This window comes from Duganella sp. CF402, from assembly GCF_900109645.1.
Taxonomy (GTDB): domain Bacteria; phylum Pseudomonadota; class Gammaproteobacteria; order Burkholderiales; family Burkholderiaceae_D; genus Rugamonas.
In genome coordinates this window covers 2,922,800-2,936,965 of the sequence record NZ_FOBG01000001.1, presented here as the reverse complement: position 1 = coordinate 2,936,965, position 14,166 = coordinate 2,922,800, and the positions used below count along the sequence as shown (strand labels likewise).

At 63.0% G+C, this 14,166-nt stretch carries 14 protein-coding genes; 1 reads left to right on the top strand and 13 read right to left on the bottom strand.

All coding sequences use genetic code 11. The annotated features are described in order from the left end of the window. Positions 1-50: 50 nt before the first annotated feature. From BMZ70_RS13150 to BMZ70_RS13130, 5 genes are all read right to left on the bottom strand, one after another. Positions 51-1,067, bottom strand: coding sequence for a MerR family transcriptional regulator (locus tag BMZ70_RS13150; protein ID WP_092274764.1), 1,017 nt, complete (start codon positions 1,065-1,067; stop codon positions 51-53). Positions 1,068-1,082: 15 nt separating this feature from the next. Then, positions 1,083-1,949, bottom strand: coding sequence for an acetyl-CoA carboxylase, carboxyltransferase subunit beta (gene accD / locus BMZ70_RS13145; protein ID WP_092274761.1), 867 nt, complete (start codon positions 1,947-1,949; stop codon positions 1,083-1,085). Positions 1,950-2,010: 61 nt separating this feature from the next. Further along, complete coding sequence (locus tag BMZ70_RS13140) at positions 2,011-2,904, bottom strand: DNA-3-methyladenine glycosylase 2 (protein WP_092274758.1); 894 nt, start codon at positions 2,902-2,904, stop codon at positions 2,011-2,013. Next, positions 2,901-3,791: a DMT family transporter gene (locus BMZ70_RS13135; protein WP_092274756.1), complete on the bottom strand. Its 891-nt coding sequence runs from the start codon at positions 3,789-3,791 to the stop codon at positions 2,901-2,903. The genes BMZ70_RS13140 and BMZ70_RS13135 overlap by 4 nt, the downstream gene beginning before the upstream one ends. Before the next feature lie 92 nt (positions 3,792-3,883). Next, complete coding sequence (locus BMZ70_RS13130) at positions 3,884-4,906, bottom strand: XdhC family protein (RefSeq protein ID WP_092274752.1); 1,023 nt, start codon at positions 4,904-4,906, stop codon at positions 3,884-3,886. Positions 4,907-4,950: 44 nt separating this feature from the next. On the opposite strand from BMZ70_RS13130, the gene BMZ70_RS28335 reads away from it, so the two are divergent. Next, positions 4,951-5,091 carry a hypothetical protein gene (locus tag BMZ70_RS28335; RefSeq protein WP_165403478.1) on the top strand — a complete coding sequence of 47 codons (141 nt, stop codon included), beginning with the start codon at positions 4,951-4,953 and terminating at the stop codon, positions 5,089-5,091. Here the strand turns inward: BMZ70_RS28335 and BMZ70_RS13125 are convergent. The 8 genes from BMZ70_RS13125 to BMZ70_RS13090 all read right to left on the bottom strand — a co-directional run bounded on the left by BMZ70_RS13125 (position 5,088) and on the right by BMZ70_RS13090 (position 14,101). After that, complete coding sequence (locus BMZ70_RS13125; RefSeq protein WP_092274749.1) at positions 5,088-5,483, bottom strand: surface-adhesin E family protein; 396 nt, start codon at positions 5,481-5,483, stop codon at positions 5,088-5,090. The genes BMZ70_RS28335 and BMZ70_RS13125 overlap by 4 nt on opposite strands. Before the next feature lie 16 nt (positions 5,484-5,499). Further along, complete coding sequence (locus BMZ70_RS13120) at positions 5,500-6,591, bottom strand: M48 family metallopeptidase (RefSeq protein WP_092274747.1); 1,092 nt, start codon at positions 6,589-6,591, stop codon at positions 5,500-5,502. 24 nt (positions 6,592-6,615) lie between these two features. Further along, positions 6,616-7,065, bottom strand: a complete 450-nt coding sequence (gene dut / locus BMZ70_RS13115) for a dUTP diphosphatase (RefSeq protein WP_092274744.1) — start codon at positions 7,063-7,065, stop codon at positions 6,616-6,618. An 11-nt stretch (positions 7,066-7,076) separates the two neighbouring features. Then, the gene (gene coaBC, locus BMZ70_RS13110; protein WP_175500801.1) at positions 7,077-8,300 is read right to left on the bottom strand and encodes a bifunctional phosphopantothenoylcysteine decarboxylase/phosphopantothenate--cysteine ligase CoaBC; all 1,224 of its coding nucleotides are present in this window, start codon (positions 8,298-8,300) and stop codon (positions 7,077-7,079) included. Between the two features lie 15 nt (positions 8,301-8,315). Next, entirely contained in the window at positions 8,316-8,819 is a 504-nt protein-coding gene (gene lspA / locus BMZ70_RS13105; protein ID WP_092274738.1) for a signal peptidase II, read from the bottom strand. Between the two features lie 58 nt (positions 8,820-8,877). After that, positions 8,878-11,745 (bottom strand): isoleucine--tRNA ligase, encoded by a 2,868-nt coding sequence (gene ileS, locus BMZ70_RS13100; protein WP_092274735.1) that lies wholly within the window; start codon positions 11,743-11,745, stop codon positions 8,878-8,880. A 65-nt stretch (positions 11,746-11,810) separates the two neighbouring features. Beyond that, complete coding sequence (locus BMZ70_RS13095) at positions 11,811-12,767, bottom strand: bifunctional riboflavin kinase/FAD synthetase (RefSeq protein WP_092274732.1); 957 nt, start codon at positions 12,765-12,767, stop codon at positions 11,811-11,813. A gap of 110 nt (positions 12,768-12,877) precedes the next feature. After that, the gene (locus tag BMZ70_RS13090; protein WP_229205394.1) at positions 12,878-14,101 is read right to left on the bottom strand and encodes a tetratricopeptide repeat protein; all 1,224 of its coding nucleotides are present in this window, start codon (positions 14,099-14,101) and stop codon (positions 12,878-12,880) included. Between the last annotated feature and the right edge of the window lie 65 nt (positions 14,102-14,166).

Here is a 14,166-nt window from a genome sequence, read left to right as displayed (position 1 = left end):
CATCGTAGAACGGTGAAGGGACTTTCACTTTATGCTGGATCAAACGGGTGTCAAGCAGCGGCGGCGGTGCGGATGTAGTTGAGCATGGCGGCGCTGACCCAAGTGCCTTGCAGCAGCGCCGGCTCGCGTTCGTGGGCGACGCGGATTCTTTCCACTGTGGCCGGATCGTCGCCCACGCGCAGGCGGAACAGGCGCATCCATTCGCACGCCAGCGCGTGTGAGGAGGGATGGCTGGCCGCTACGCCGCTTGCCATGTGCTTGTGCACGGTGACGATCAGTTCCATCCATTCGCGGAAGTGCTTGCTGCCGTGTTCGCGCATGTGCTGCACTTCGGCGGCGCTCAGGTAATTGGCGTACAGCGCCAGCCGGTGAGTGCCGAAGGCCTCGCCCACATACTGCTTGAGTTCCGGCGTGATGCGTGTGAGTCGCTGGGCGGAGGCTTCCTGCTCCAGCATCGCCGTCATGCGCCACGCGAATTCGGGATTGCCGCCGGTGTCTTGTTCCAGCATCTGCATCCAACGCTGCGCCAATGCGCCCGCTTGCGGATCGTTGGCAGCCACGCCGCGCGCCATCAGTTCACGCACCGCGCTCACCAGTGCGCCCCACGCCTGGTTGCGGCGCGCATCCTGCTGCCAGAACGGCAGGCGGCGCAATTCCTCTTGCGAGAAGTACTGCTCGTACAAGTGCATGTGCTCCAGCGTGGAGAGCCAGTCTTCCATCGCTGGCGTATCGCCGCCGCTCATCTGGAGCTGTAGTTGCGAGAGCTGCTCGCGCAGCGCGGTCGCTTGCGCGATCTGGCGGTCCAGCGCATCGATCTGCTGCGCGACGATGTCGGCAAACGGTGCATCGGGACTGGCGAGGAAGGTGCCGATGTCGGCCAGCGACATGCCGAATTTGCGCAGCGCCTGTATCTGGTGCAGGCGCGCCACGTCGTCGCGGCTGTACAAGCGATAGCCGGAATCGGCGCGCGCCGATGGCGTCAATAAGCCGATGCTGTCGTAGTGATGCAGCGCGCGGACGGTAAGACCGGAGCGCGCTGCCAGTTCGCCGATTTTCAGTGCTTTCATGCGCTTTAGTGTACTTCACGCCACCGCATCGCGTGGCAGGTCGAGCAGCAATGCCAGCAAGGCCGCCAGTTCGGTGCGCATTTCGCGGCGGTCGACGATCATGTCGATGGCGCCACGCTCGAGCAAGAACTCTGGCCGCTGGTAGCCTTCCGGCAGCGTCACGCCCAAGGTGCTTTTGATGACGCGCGCGCCGGTGAACGCGATCAGCGCCTTCGGCTCCGCTATCACCAGGTCGCCGAGAAAACAGAACGAGGCTGAGATGCCGCCGGAAGTTGGATCGGTCAGCACGGAGACGAACGGCAGTTTTTTCTCGGCCAGCCTGGCCAGCATGGCGGTGGTCTTCGCCATCTGCATCAGCGACAGCAAGCCTTCCTGCATGCGCGCGCCGCCGCTGGCGGTGATGCAGATAAATGGCACATGCTGGTCGATGGCCGCCTGCACGCCGCGCACGAAACGCTCGCCCACCACGGAACCCATCGAGCCGCCCATGAAGTTGAATTCAAAGCAGGCCACCACCACCGGCACCGACATGATGGCGCCGCCGATCACGATCATTGCATCGGTTTCGCCGGTCGCTTCCATCGCGGATTTGAGGCGCTCGGTGTAGCTCTTGGTGCCTTTGAATTTGAGTGTATCGACCGGCAGTACTTCCTGGCCGATTTCGTGGCGGCCACCGGTGTCGAGTAACGCGTCCAGCCTTGCGCGTGCCGAGATGCGCATGTGGTGGCTGCATTTCGGGCAGACGTGCAGGTTGGCCTCCAGGTCGGCGCGGTACAGCACCGCCTCGCACGACGGGCACTTGATCCACAGGCCTGCGGGTATGGCTTGCCGCGCGGCGCCGCTTTTGATACGCGGCGGCAGAAGTTTTTCAATCCAGCTCATAGATCCTCCGTTTGATGCAGCGGATCCTAAACCCTGACGCTACGTCAGGTTCAAGCGGAATTTACTGATCGGAGCGTGGATGCAGGCTGGCCCACAGGTGGGCGGCGGCCATCGTGCGGTGCGGACTATAGGCAGCGAGGATTTGTTCGGTGCGTTTGATATCCGGCTTGGCGTCTTCACCGAGCAGCGTTTGCAGCGCGGCGCGCACGGCGACGTCGCCATGCAGCGAGCAGTCGGCATAGCCGTAGCCGCGCAGCAGGCCGTAGTTGACGGTCCACGGGCCGATGCCTTTGACGGCCAGCAGCGCCGCCGAGATCTGTTCGATGGTATTGGATGGCGTGACGTCCAGCGCCAGGTCGCCATTCGCCACCAGCTGCGCCAGCCGCAGCACGGTTTCCGCTTTCGCGCGCGAGAATTTGCGGCTGGTGAGGTCTTCGACGGTCAGCGCGGCGGCGCTGCGCGCATCAGGGTAGCACCACAAGCCGCTGCTGTGCTGGCGGCCCGCTTGCAGGATGAAGGTGCGGCGCAGCGCAATCGCGAACGACAGGTTGATCTGCTGGCCGATGATGGCCCAGGTCAGCGCTTCGAACACGGTGGCCGATTGCACGATGCGCAGGCCGGGCTGCTTCTTCGCCAGCGCCGCGAACAGCTTGTCCTTCTTGACGAAGGCGCTGAATGGCGCCGGATCGATGCGCAGTCCGAGGATGTTGACGGCCGCCTCTCGTGCCTGTTCCTGTGCCGCCCTGGTCAGCTTGCCGTCGGCATGCACGGTGATGCTGGCGCTGGTGGGGGCCAGCGCGATATCGAGCACCACCGGCACGCCATCCAGCAGCACGCCTTTGCGCAGGCGTTCGGCGCTGACTTCTTCCGCGATACTCTCGGTGTCGCGGCGATGGAAGGCCAGTACGTCGCCCAGCCGGAAGTCATCCGGCAGCGCCAGCGTGAAAGGCTTCATGTGGAGCGGGCCTTGCTCAGGAAGCCGAAGCTCGGACGAAAGCCGGTCACCAGCGCGGTGCCGGTAATGACAATGGCCGCGCCGGCAAAGGTGTACCAACCCACGGTCTCGCCCAGGAACATGACGCCCCAAAGGATGCCGAACAGCGGGCTAAGGAAAGTCACGGTCAATGCCGACGACGGCCCCACGTCCTGGATCAAACGGAAGTAGATCAAATAAGCCACGCCGCTGCACAACACGCCCAGCGCAATCACCGCGCCCATGATGCCGACGGTCGGCTCGCCCGGCGCCGGGAAGAACGGCACCACCGGCAGCACCAGCAGCGCCGAGGCCCACATCGAGCCATGCGCGTTGGCGAACGGCTCCACCGCCTTGGCCTGCTTGGCGTAATTGCTGGCGATGCCGTAGTTGAAGGACGCGAACAGCACCGCCGCAATCGCGATCCCCGCACCCGGCTTGGAGCTGACATGATCGAAGCCCACCAGCAGCGCCACGCCGATGGTGCCCAGCGCGAGGCCGAGCAGCACTTTACCGCTCACCATCGTGCGCGACCACACGGCGCCGATCAGCGTGCCCCACAGCGGCGTGGTGGCGTTCAGCACCGCCAGCACCGAGGCCGACAGCGTGCGCGCCGCAAACGCGAACATCAGGAACGGCAGCGCGGAATTGAACAGGCCGAGGATGAAGTAGTGTTTCCAGTGCTGCTTGAGGTCCAGCGTCTTTTTCAGGAACACGCCGATGGCGGCCAGGAACAGGGCGGCAAACAGCACGCGGTATTCGATCAGCACCGCAGCGCCCAGCACCGGCGCGGCAATGCGCATGAACAGGAAGGAGCCGCCCCAGATGGCGGCCAGCAGGATAAGGCGGAGTAGGTTGGCGGTGCTCATGCTGATTCCAGTGGTGTGAAGTCGCTATTGTCAGCCGGTGCACGGGTAGCGCGCCAGCCGATTCTTGCTATTGAATCGGTCCGCGATCGGTGTCAGATCGCGCCAATTTCGACGATGCAGGCGGCGTCGCCCGGCTTGGTCGGCGCGGCGGCGTGCGGCACGATCATCTCGGTCGGCACGCCGTTTTTAATCGCCGTCATTTCGGCGAGGATGGAGATGGCGATTTCGGACGGCGTCTTGCTGCCGATGTACAGACCTATCGGCCCGTGAAGTCGCGCCAGCTGTTCCGGCGTCAGGTCGAACTCCAGCAGCCGCTCGCGGCGCTTGCTGTTGTTCTTGCGCGAGCCGATGGCGCCGACGTAGAAGGCGTCCGACTTCAGCGCTTCCATCAGCGCCAGGTCGTCCAGCTTGGGATCGTGCGTCAGCGCGACCACCGCGCTGCGGCGGTCCAGCTGCATGGTCAGCACGGTATCGTCGGGCATGTCGTGCACCAGCTGCACGCCGTCGACATGCCAGCCGGCGCGGTATTCTTCGCGCGGATCGCAGACGATCACATGGTAGTCCATCGCCGTGGCGATTTGCGCCAGGAAGCGTGACAGCTGCCCCGCGCCGATGATCAGCAGCCGCCAGCGCGGCCCGTGAATCGTGACCATCGCCTGCTCGCTGACTTGCAGCTGCGCGCCCGGCGCGGCCTTGCTCAGTTCCACCTCGCCGCTGCGCAGGTCCACGCGGCGCTGCACCAGTTCATGGCGTTCCAGCCGTTCCAGCAGTTCGGCGATGCGGCTGCGTTCCGACAGCGGTTCGATCGACAGCTCGATGGTGCCGCCGCACGGCAGGCCGAAACGGTGCGCCTCGTCGGCGGTGATGCCGTAGCTGACGATTTCCGGCGTAGTGCGGCTGATGCCCTCGTCGCGCACGCGCGCAATCAGGTCGTCCTCGATGCAGCCGCCCGAGACGGAGCCGATCACCGTGCCGTCTTCGCAGATGGCCAGCGTGGCGCCGATCGGGCGCGGGCTGGAGCCCCACGTCTTGATGACGGTGATCAGTTCACAGCGGCGCCCGGACGCAATCCACGCGGCGCTGGTTTTTAAAACTTCGAGGTCGATAGAGTCCATGAATGGAATATACTACGGCGATGCTAATTTTGCAGGGGAGTGAAATGCCTCATCAGGAAGACATCAAGGAAGATGACGGTTCGCCCAAATTCGGCCGCTTGCTGATTGTGCTGATTTTCGCTGTGCTGGTGTGCGTCGGCCTGACGTGGGTGATGGCGACTTACTTCCCTAATTTCCCGAACTAGGTTTTACAAGCTGCTTCCAGCGCGCTGTCGAACGCGCTGTCCGGCACAATATCTTCCGGGTTGAATTTTTCGAACTTGTAGTTCTCCACCGGCTCGCCCTTGCCCATCGCTTCCGGGTAATAGACTTGCGCCAGCAGGGTGGTGGTGTGCTCCTCGCACGCATACACGTGCAGCATTTTCACCGAGCGATACAGCTTGCCCTCCGGCGTCTTCTGCGCGCGTCCGTAGCTTTGCATGGACCACACCTTGCGCGTCTTCTCGGTCTTGATGATGCTGGCTTTGTCGATGTAGAAAACGTTGCCGCTGCTGCCGCCAACCTTCTTCCACTGCGCCGCTTGCGCCAGTCCGGCCGCCAGCATCAAGGTGATTGCGATCAGGCCGGACTTGTTCATGGCGCTCTCCCGTTGTTTAAGGAACCAGCGGACGCTTGGCCGCCTGCTTGCTGCGGATGTCGGCGACGGTCTTGTCGATCACCTGCATGCGGTAGGCGACCGACGGGTGGTTGGCGGTATAGCCATTCAGCACCGTGGCCGGATACTGGGTAGCAAGGCGCTGCCAGAAGGCGTGCGCGCCTTCCACGCTGTAGCCGGCGCGCGCCACCATGTACAGCGACAGGTAGTCGGCGGCGCTGTCGAGGTCCTGCGGCATCGGCTTCACGCCGGCAGTCCCGATCAGCATCGACAGGTCGGGGCGCACCGCCACCAGGTTGTCGATGATGCTGCCCACCGTGTAAGCCTGCTTGGTGGTGGCCGCGTGGCCCAGCACATTGTGGGCGATGTCCTTGGCCAGAACGTAGGCGATGGCTTCGTCGCTCTGCGCGAAGTTGACCATGCCGCGCGTGATCAGCACGCGCTGGCCGTCGGAATAGGCGTTGATATTGTCCGAATTGCCGATATCGATCTTGAACGCGCAAGCGCGCGTGACCGGCACTTTGATCTGTTGGTTGCTGCCGCCGCGCGCCACCGTCAGATCGAGCGACTGGCTGCTGCTGGCCAGCGGGCCGAGAATGCCGGCGGCCAGCGTTTCGGCGTTGGCGCCCACCGGCAGCACCTTGCCGTTGGCTGCGATCAGCGCGTCGCCTTTGCGCAGGCCGGCGCGCGCGGCGCCGCTGCCCGGCAGCACGCTGGCCACTTCGAGGCGGTCGCCGTAGTTCAGCACCGCGTGGGCGGCGTCGACGAATTCGCCGGTGTAGGAGTATTTGTTCTTGGCGGTGAAGCCGAGCAGGTTGCGCGCCTGCGTGCGGCACAGGTCCGCGTTGTTGATCAGCAGGGGACCGGCAATCCGGTACAAGCGATCCTGCAGCGCCACCATCTGGCTCAGTTGCGCGCGCGCGGCGGCCATCTTGGCGGTGATTTCCGGCGGCGCTTCGGTCACGCTGCTGACGACAGCAGGCGCCGGTTCCGGCGCCGCCGGTCTGGACTGGAAGGTGGAGCAAGCGGTGAGCGAGGCCAGGGCGGCCATCGCCAGGGAGAGTGCGCCAAATTTATTTGTTTTGTTCATCCCTGCGCTCCGTCTCCATTCTTATTAGTGTTTGCCCGTGCTGCCGAAACCGCCGACACCGCGTTCGCTGGTGTCGAATTCCTCGACCACGTTGAAGCCGACCTGCAGTACCGGCACGATAATCAGCTGCGCCAGGCGTTCCATTGGCTGCAGCGTGAAGGCGCTGTGGCCGCGATTCCAGGTCGAGACCATCAACTGGCCCTGGTAGTCGGAGTCGATCAAGCCTACCAGATTTCCCAGCACGATACCGTTTTTGTGGCCCATGCCGCTGCGAGGCAGGATCATGGCGGCGTAGCCAGGATCACCCACGTGGATCGCCAGGCCGGTTGGAATCAGCACGGTCTGGCCGGCTTCGATCACGATCGGCGCATCGATGCAGGCGCGCAGGTCCAGGCCTGCGGAACCCGGCGTTGCATACGCCGGCAGCTGGTCCTTCATGCGCGGGTCTAAGATTTTAACGTCTACGTTTTTCATTTATTTAGCGCTTATTTTGCGAATAGAGAATGTTGGGAGATTCGCTTGGAAATCTCCGAAATCAGTTGGCGCGCCAGCGTCAGTTTGTCGGCGCGCGGCAGGATGGTATGGCCGTTTTCGTCGAACAGGATGATGGTGTTGTCGTCCTGGCCGAAGGTGTGGTGGCCGATATTCCCGACCAGCAGCGGGATGCCTTTTTTCTCGCGCTTGTCGGCGCCGAACTTGACCAGGTTTTCCGATTCGGCGGCAAAGCCCACGCAGTACGGATGGCCGGACAGGTTGGTGCGCGCCGCCACGGTGGCGAGAATGTCCGGATTCTGTTCGAACTTCAGGTCCGGCGCGGTGCCGTTCGGGTTTTTCTTCAGTTTCTGATCGCTGGCGTTGGCGATGCGCCAGTCGGCTACCGCCGCCACGGCGATGAAGATGTGCTGCTGCTCGACGTCGGCCATCACCGCGTCGAACATCTGCTGTGCGCTCTGCACGCTGATGCGTTGCACGCCGAACGGCACCGGCAGCGTGACAGGGCCGGACACCAGCACCACCTCGGCGCCGGCTTCGCGCGCGGCGCGCGCCACGGCGTAACCCATCTTGCCCGAGGACAGATTGGTGATGCCGCGCACCGGGTCGATCGGCTCGAAGGTCGGGCCGGCGGTAATCATGATGCGCTTGCCCGCCAATACTTTCGGCTGGAACGCCGCGATCACTTCTTCCAGCAGCTGCTCCGGTTCCAGCATGCGGCCGAAACCGACTTCGCCGCAGGCCTGGTCGCCGGCCGCTGGGCCGAACAGCACCACGCCGTCGTCGCGCAGCGTTTGCACGTTGCGCTGGGTGGCCGGGTTCTGCCACATTTCCACGTTCATGGCCGGCGCGATCAGCAGCGGCACGTGGCGCGGACGGGCCACGCACATGGTCGACAGCAGGTCGTCGCAGGCGCCGTGCGCCAGCTTGCGGATGAAGTCCGCCGAGCATGGGGCGATGATGATGGCGTCGGCGTCGCGGGTGACGTCGATGTGGGCCATGTTGTTGTTGACGCGCGGATCCCACTGGTCGGTGAACACCGGGCGGCCCGACAGCGCCTGCATGGTGACGGCGGTGATGAAGTGGGTGGCCGCTTCGGTCATCACCACCTGCACCGTGGCGCCGGACTTGGTGAAGGCGCGGCACAGTTCCGCCGCCTTGTAGCAGGCCACGCCGCCGGACAGGCCGAGGACGATTTTTTTACCAGTCAATTCCATCATGGTGCAGCTCCGTTATTTGTTCACGCGGCGCAGTTCGTCGAGGATGAACAGGCCGGCGCCGATGCAGATTGCCGAATCGGCGACGTTAAACGCCGGGAAGTGGCCGATGCCGGCCCAGTGGAAGTCGAGGAAGTCGACCACGTGGCCGTACAGCAGGCGGTCGATCACATTACCCACTGCGCCGCCGAGGATCAGCGACAGCGCCCACGAGAACATGCGCTGGCCGGCATGCTTCTTCAGCAGGTAGATGATGAAGATGGCCGCGCCGATGCCGATGGCGGTGAAGAAGTAGCGCTGCCAACCGCCGCTATTACTGAGGAAGCTGAAGGCCGCGCCCTTGTTATAGGCCAGCACCAGGTTGAAGAAGGAGGTGATGAATTTTTCTTCGTGCAGCTGGAAGGTCTTGGTGATGGTGATCTTGGTCAGCTGGTCGATCAGGATCACGAGGGCAGCGATGCACAGCCACGGCGTCAGGCTGGCCGAGGATTTGGTTGGGAAGATTTTTTTGGTGGCCATGAATTAGTCGTTCAATACGTCAGCGTAGGCGCTCCCACCTGGGAGCGCCGGCAATATGTTAAGCGAACTTGCGTTTTTCGCCCGCACCAAACAGGTTGCTGTGGCAGCGGCCGCACAGGGTAGGGTGGTCTGCGTGGGCGCCGACGTCGGCGCGGTAGTGCCAGCAGCGCTCGCACTTCTCTGCCTTCGATGCCGCCACGGCCACCGCTTCCTCCGCTTCGCTCGCCACTTCGCTCACCGATGCCAGCGAGGTGATGAAGATGAACTTCAGGTCATCTTCCAGGCTTGCCAGTACCTTGAACTTGTCGCCGGCGGCCTTGATGCTCAGTTCCGCCTGCAGCGACGAGCCGATCGCGCCCGAGGTGCGCAGGTCTTCCAGCTGCTTGGTCACGTCGGTACGTACGGTGCGAATGGCGTTGTACTTGGCCAGCAGGGCCTCCGCATCGGCCAGTTCCGGCAGCTGCCACCAGGTCTGGGTGAAGATGGTTTCGTCGCTGGCTTTCCAGCCTTCCGGACCGGCGAAGATTTCCCACGCTTCTTCGGCGGTGAAGGACAGCGCCGGCGCCATCAAACGCAGCAGGCTTTGCGTGATGTGATACAGCGCGGTCTGTGCCGAACGGCGCGCCTGCGACGTCACGCCGCTGGTGTACAGGCGGTCCTTCAGGATGTCGAGGTAGAAGCCGCCCAGGTCTTCCGAGCAGTAGTTCTGCAGCTTGGAGGTCACCGGCTGGAATTCGTACTGCATGTAGTGCGTTTCGATTTCCTTCTGCAGCGCCGCCATGTTGGCGATGGCGTAGCGGTCGATCTCCAGCAGCTCGGCCACCGGCACGGCGTCCTTGGCATAGTCGAAGTCCGACAGGTTGGCCAGCAGGAAGCGCAGGGTGTTGCGGATGCGGCGATACGATTCGGTCACGCGCTTGAGGATCTCGTCGGAGATCGACAGTTCGCCGGTGTAGTCGGTCGAGGCCACCCACAGGCGCAGCATGTCGGCGCCCAGCTTGTTCCACACGTCCTGCGGCGCGACCGTGTTACCGATGGACTTCGACATCTTCTTGCCTTCGCCGTCGACCACGAAGCCGTGGGTCAGCAGCGCCTTGTACGGCGGGGCGCCGTTCAGCATCGAGGAGGTCAGCAGCGAGGAGTGGAACCAGCCACGGTGCTGGTCCGAACCTTCCAGGTAAAGGTCGGCAGGGAAGGCCGATTGCTCCTTGTGCGAGCCGCGCAGCACGGTCTGGTGGGTCGAGCCGGAGTCGAACCACACGTCCAGCGTGTCCTTGTTCTTGATGTAGGCGTCGGCTTCGTCGCCGATCAGGTCTTTCAGGTCCAGCGCCTGCCATGCGTCGATACCGCCTTTTTCGATCAGCTTCGCCACTTGTTCCAGCAGTTCCGGCGTGCGCGGATGCAGCGCACCGGTTTCCTTGTGGACCACGAAGGCCATCGGCACGCCCCACTGGCGCTGACGCGACAGGGTCCAGTCAGGACGGTTGGCGATCATGCCGTGCAGGCGTGCTTTGCCCCAGTCAGGGAAGAATTCGGTCTGCTCGATGCCGGCCAACGCGGCCTGGCGCAGCGTGGCGCCGCCATCTTTCGGATGTACGTCCATGCCGGCGAACCACTGCGAGGTGGCGCGGTAGATGATCGGCGACTTGTGGCGCCAGCAGTGCATGTAGCTGTGATCGAACATCTTCACTTCGAACAGCGCGCCGGCTTCTTTCAGCGCCGCGCAGATCGGCTTGGAGGCTTCCCAGATGGTCATGCCGCCGAACAGCGGCAGCGTCTCGGCATATTTGCCGTCGCCCAGCACCGGGGTCAGGATCTGCTCGTCCTTCATGCCGTGCGCCTTGCACGAAATGAAGTCGTCCAGACCATAGGCAGGCGCCGAGTGCACCACGCCGGTACCGCTTTCGGCGGTCACGTAATCAGCCAGGTACATCGGCGACAGGCGGTCGAAGAAAGCATCGGAGGCGTGCAGCGGATGGCGGAAGCTGATGCCGCCCAGCGCCGCGCCTTCGCAGGTGGCGATGGTGACGCCTTCCAGCTTGTAGCGCGCCAGGCACGATTCCACCAGCTCTTGTGCCAGGATCAGCAGCAAAGGCTGGCCGTCGCGCGAGGTTTCGACCAGCGCGTATTTCAGCTCCGGGTGCACGTTCAAGGCCTGGTTGGACGGGATGGTCCACGGGGTGGTGGTCCAGATGACGATGAAGCCGTTCTCGGTCGGCAGCTTGTCCAGGCCGAAGGCACTGGCCAGCTTGTCGAATTCGGCAAACTTGAAGCCGACGTCGATGGCCGGATCGCGTTTGTCCTTGTACTCCACTTCCGCTTCGGCCAGTGCGGACTGGCAGTCGAAGCACCAGTTGACCGGCTTCAGGCCGCGATAGACGTAGCCTTTTTCCAGCATCTTGCCGAGGGCGCGCAGTTCGTCGGCCTCGTTGGAGTAGTTCATGGTCAGGTAAGGGTTCTGCCATTCGCCCAGCACGCCCAGGCGGATGAAGTCCTTGCGCTGGCGGTCGACCTGCTCCAGCGCGTAGGCGCGGGCCTTGGTCAGCACGTCGGCGGTCGGCAGGTTCTTGCCGTATTGTTTTTCGATCTGGATCTCGATCGGCATGCCGTGGCAGTCCCAGCCAGGCACGTAAGGCGCGTCGTAGCCTGCCAGAGTGCGGGCCTTGACCACCATGTCTTTCAGGATCTTGTTGACCGCGTGGCCGATGTGGATGTCGCCGTTGGCGTACGGAGGACCGTCGTGCAGGATGAATTGTGGACGGCCGGCGGCGGCCTTGCGCACGCGCTCATAGATTTTCTTGGTCTGCCATTGCTGCACCCAGTTCGGCTCGCGCTTGGCCATATCGCCGCGCATCGGGAACGGGGTTTCGGTCATGTTGACCGGGTATTTACTCTCTGGCTTCTTTACGGATTTGTTATCGGACATGGTATTTGATCAGTGATTTATTCAGGGTGTCTTGTGTAGCCGGCGCGCGTAGCTCAATCGCGCGGTCAAATTCGGTCGGTGGCGCGCTTGGCGAAGAAGGCGCGGGCGATGGACGCATCGTTGTCGATGGCGGCCGTCAGCGTCGGCAGGTCGATGTATTTTTCTTCGTCGCGGATCTTCTGCAGGAACTCCACGCGCACCTGCTTGCCGTAGCAGTTCTGGGCGAAGTCGAAGATGTGCACTTCCAGCAGCACGCGGCCGCTGTCCTCCACGGTCGGGCGCACGCCCAGGCTGGCGACGGCGGGCAACGGCTGCTCGCTCAAACCGTGCACCTGCACGATGAAGATGCCCGACAGCGCCGGACGGTGCGGCACGCGCAGGTTCAGCGTCGGGAAGCCCAGCGTGCGGCCCAGCTTCTGGCCGTGGATCACATGGCCGGAGATGGCGTAAGGATGGCCGAGCAGTGCTTCGGCGTGCGGGAAATCGCCCGCGTGCAGCGCTTCGCGCACGGCGGAGGAGGAGATGCGGGTGCTGCCATTCATCACGGTCGGCAGGGTCTCGACGTGGAAGCCGTATTTCTGGCCCGCTTCCAGCAGCATTTGCACATTGCCGGCGCGGCGCGCGCCGTAGCAGAAATCGTCGCCGACCATCAGCCATTTCACGTGCAGGCCCTCGACCAGGACGTTCTCGGTGAATTCCTGCGGCGTCAGGGCGGCAAAGGAAGACGAGAAGTGTTCGACGATGACGCGGTCGATGCCGTTGTCGGACAGCGATTGCAGCTTGTCGCGCAGGTTGGCGATACGGGCCGGGGCTTTCGACAGGTCGCCCATTTTGTGGGCGAAGAATTCGCGCGGATGCGGTTCGAAGGTCATCACGGCCGCTTCCAGACCCAGACGGTCGGCGGCAGCGCGCACGCGGGCCAGCAAAGCCTGATGGCCGAGGTGGACACCGTCGAAATTGCCGATCGTGAGCGCGCAGGGCGCACGCGCCGCTGCATTGGGAAGACCTCGAAATACCTTCATGGGAATCTGGGGAAAACTATCGCAAATAGGGATTATACGGGCAAACCCTCAAAGCGAAAAAAAAGCGCTGCCGGCGGACCGGACAGCGCTTTGTGCATTAGCAGCCCGGATTACAGTGGGCGGTTAATGTTCATGGTCCAGTAACGGGCCAGGTCGGCGGTGCCGTCGGTGCCTTTGACCGATTTCAGGGTCGACAGGGCAGCAGCTTTCTTGCCGGCGATGTTCTGAGCCAGGCCTTGGTGCAGCTTGATGGCTTCAGGATTTTTGCCGGTGCCCAGTTTCACAGCTTGTTCCAGCAGTGGCAGGCCTTTGTCAGCCTTGCCGTCCGAAACCAGCGCGAAGCCCAGGTTGGCCAGTGCGTCAGCATCCTTGGCTTTCTCAGCTTCGGCTTGCGCAGCAGGCAGCTTGGCGCCGAATTCGGCTTGGGTCTTGGTGGCCAGGTCTTTCAGGCGCTGGTGACGGGCGGCGTCGGAACCGGTGCCCAGCGCGCCTTTCTTGTAGCCTTGGTCGATGATCTTGATGGCTTCGGCCGGGTTACCGGCTTGCAGGGCCAGCTGGGCCATTTCCATGTAGTCGTTCGGCTTGGTCAGCAGGCCCAGTTGCAGGCGCAGGCGCAGCAGGTCCAGCGACAGCGACGACGAGAAGCCTGGCTTGGTCTGCACGCGTTGCAGCAGGTCGGCCCAGGTCTGGGCTTTCGGATAGCTGGCCGCCATCTTTTCCAGGGTCTGCACGTAGCCGGCTTTGTCGTTCTGCTTGAGCTGGATGTTGGCCAGCATGCCGAGCTGGTTTTCGCTCAGGTTTTTGGTCGCTTGCAGTTCCTTGGCGGCTTCGGCGTATTTGCCCGAGGTGTACAGGATCTGCACGATGTATTCGTGGGCCGAGGTGTTGCCTGGGTTGTCTTTCAGCACGCGCTGGAACCAGGTCACGGCTTTGTTGTAGTCCTTGGCGCGGTAGTAGATACCAGCCAGGGCTTCCGAGAATTTGGACGATTCGGCAGGCGACAGCTTGCCCGAATTGATGACCGTTTCGAAGGCTTTCGCGGCGGCGTCGTTATCGCCGGCGGCGACCGCTGCCGAGGCGCGGGTGCGTTCGATCAGGTAGGTTTCATTGGCGGTTTTGCCGCCGACTGCATCGGTTTCTTTCAGTTTGGCAAGCGCTTCCTTGTTCTTGCCGGCCGCGGCCAGTTTCTGTGCTTCTTGCAATGGTTTGCCGATTTCTGCGCGCACCGTTTCTGCTGCGTAGGCGACCGACGAGAAACCTGCGATAGGGGCTGCTGCAGTAAAACCAATAGCGGCCATTACCAGGCCGAGATGAGCGAGACGAAACTTGGACATGGGTGGGTTTTCTTTCATCAAAAAACGAAAATAGGCAGGATGGTCCTGCCTATTATTGTACATGG

What these genes read in the sequence shown, in the direction of transcription:
- BMZ70_RS13150 (WP_092274764.1), bottom strand. Translation starts at nt 1,067, where the DNA reads ATGAAAGCACTGAAAATCGGCGAACTGGCAGCGCGCTCCGGTCTTACC.
- accD (WP_092274761.1), bottom strand. Translation starts at nt 1,949, where the DNA reads ATGAGCTGGATTGAAAAACTTCTGCCGCCGCGTATCAAAAGCGGCGCC.
- BMZ70_RS13140 (WP_092274758.1), bottom strand. Translation starts at nt 2,904, where the DNA reads ATGAAGCCTTTCACGCTGGCGCTGCCGGATGACTTCCGGCTGGGCGAC.
- BMZ70_RS13135 (WP_092274756.1), bottom strand. Translation starts at nt 3,791, where the DNA reads ATGAGCACCGCCAACCTACTCCGCCTTATCCTGCTGGCCGCCATCTGG.
- BMZ70_RS13130 (WP_092274752.1), bottom strand. Translation starts at nt 4,906, where the DNA reads ATGGACTCTATCGACCTCGAAGTTTTAAAAACCAGCGCCGCGTGGATT.
- BMZ70_RS28335 (WP_165403478.1), top strand. Translation starts at nt 4,951, where the DNA reads ATGCCTCATCAGGAAGACATCAAGGAAGATGACGGTTCGCCCAAATTC.
- BMZ70_RS13125 (WP_092274749.1), bottom strand. Translation starts at nt 5,483, where the DNA reads ATGAACAAGTCCGGCCTGATCGCAATCACCTTGATGCTGGCGGCCGGA.
- BMZ70_RS13120 (WP_092274747.1), bottom strand. Translation starts at nt 6,591, where the DNA reads ATGAACAAAACAAATAAATTTGGCGCACTCTCCCTGGCGATGGCCGCC.
- dut (WP_092274744.1), bottom strand. Translation starts at nt 7,065, where the DNA reads ATGAAAAACGTAGACGTTAAAATCTTAGACCCGCGCATGAAGGACCAG.
- coaBC (WP_175500801.1), bottom strand. Translation starts at nt 8,300, where the DNA reads ATGGAATTGACTGGTAAAAAAATCGTCCTCGGCCTGTCCGGCGGCGTG.
- lspA (WP_092274738.1), bottom strand. Translation starts at nt 8,819, where the DNA reads ATGGCCACCAAAAAAATCTTCCCAACCAAATCCTCGGCCAGCCTGACG.
- ileS (WP_092274735.1), bottom strand. Translation starts at nt 11,745, where the DNA reads ATGTCCGATAACAAATCCGTAAAGAAGCCAGAGAGTAAATACCCGGTC.
- BMZ70_RS13095 (WP_092274732.1), bottom strand. Translation starts at nt 12,767, where the DNA reads ATGAAGGTATTTCGAGGTCTTCCCAATGCAGCGGCGCGTGCGCCCTGC.
- BMZ70_RS13090 (WP_229205394.1), bottom strand. Translation starts at nt 14,101, where the DNA reads ATGTCCAAGTTTCGTCTCGCTCATCTCGGCCTGGTAATGGCCGCTATT.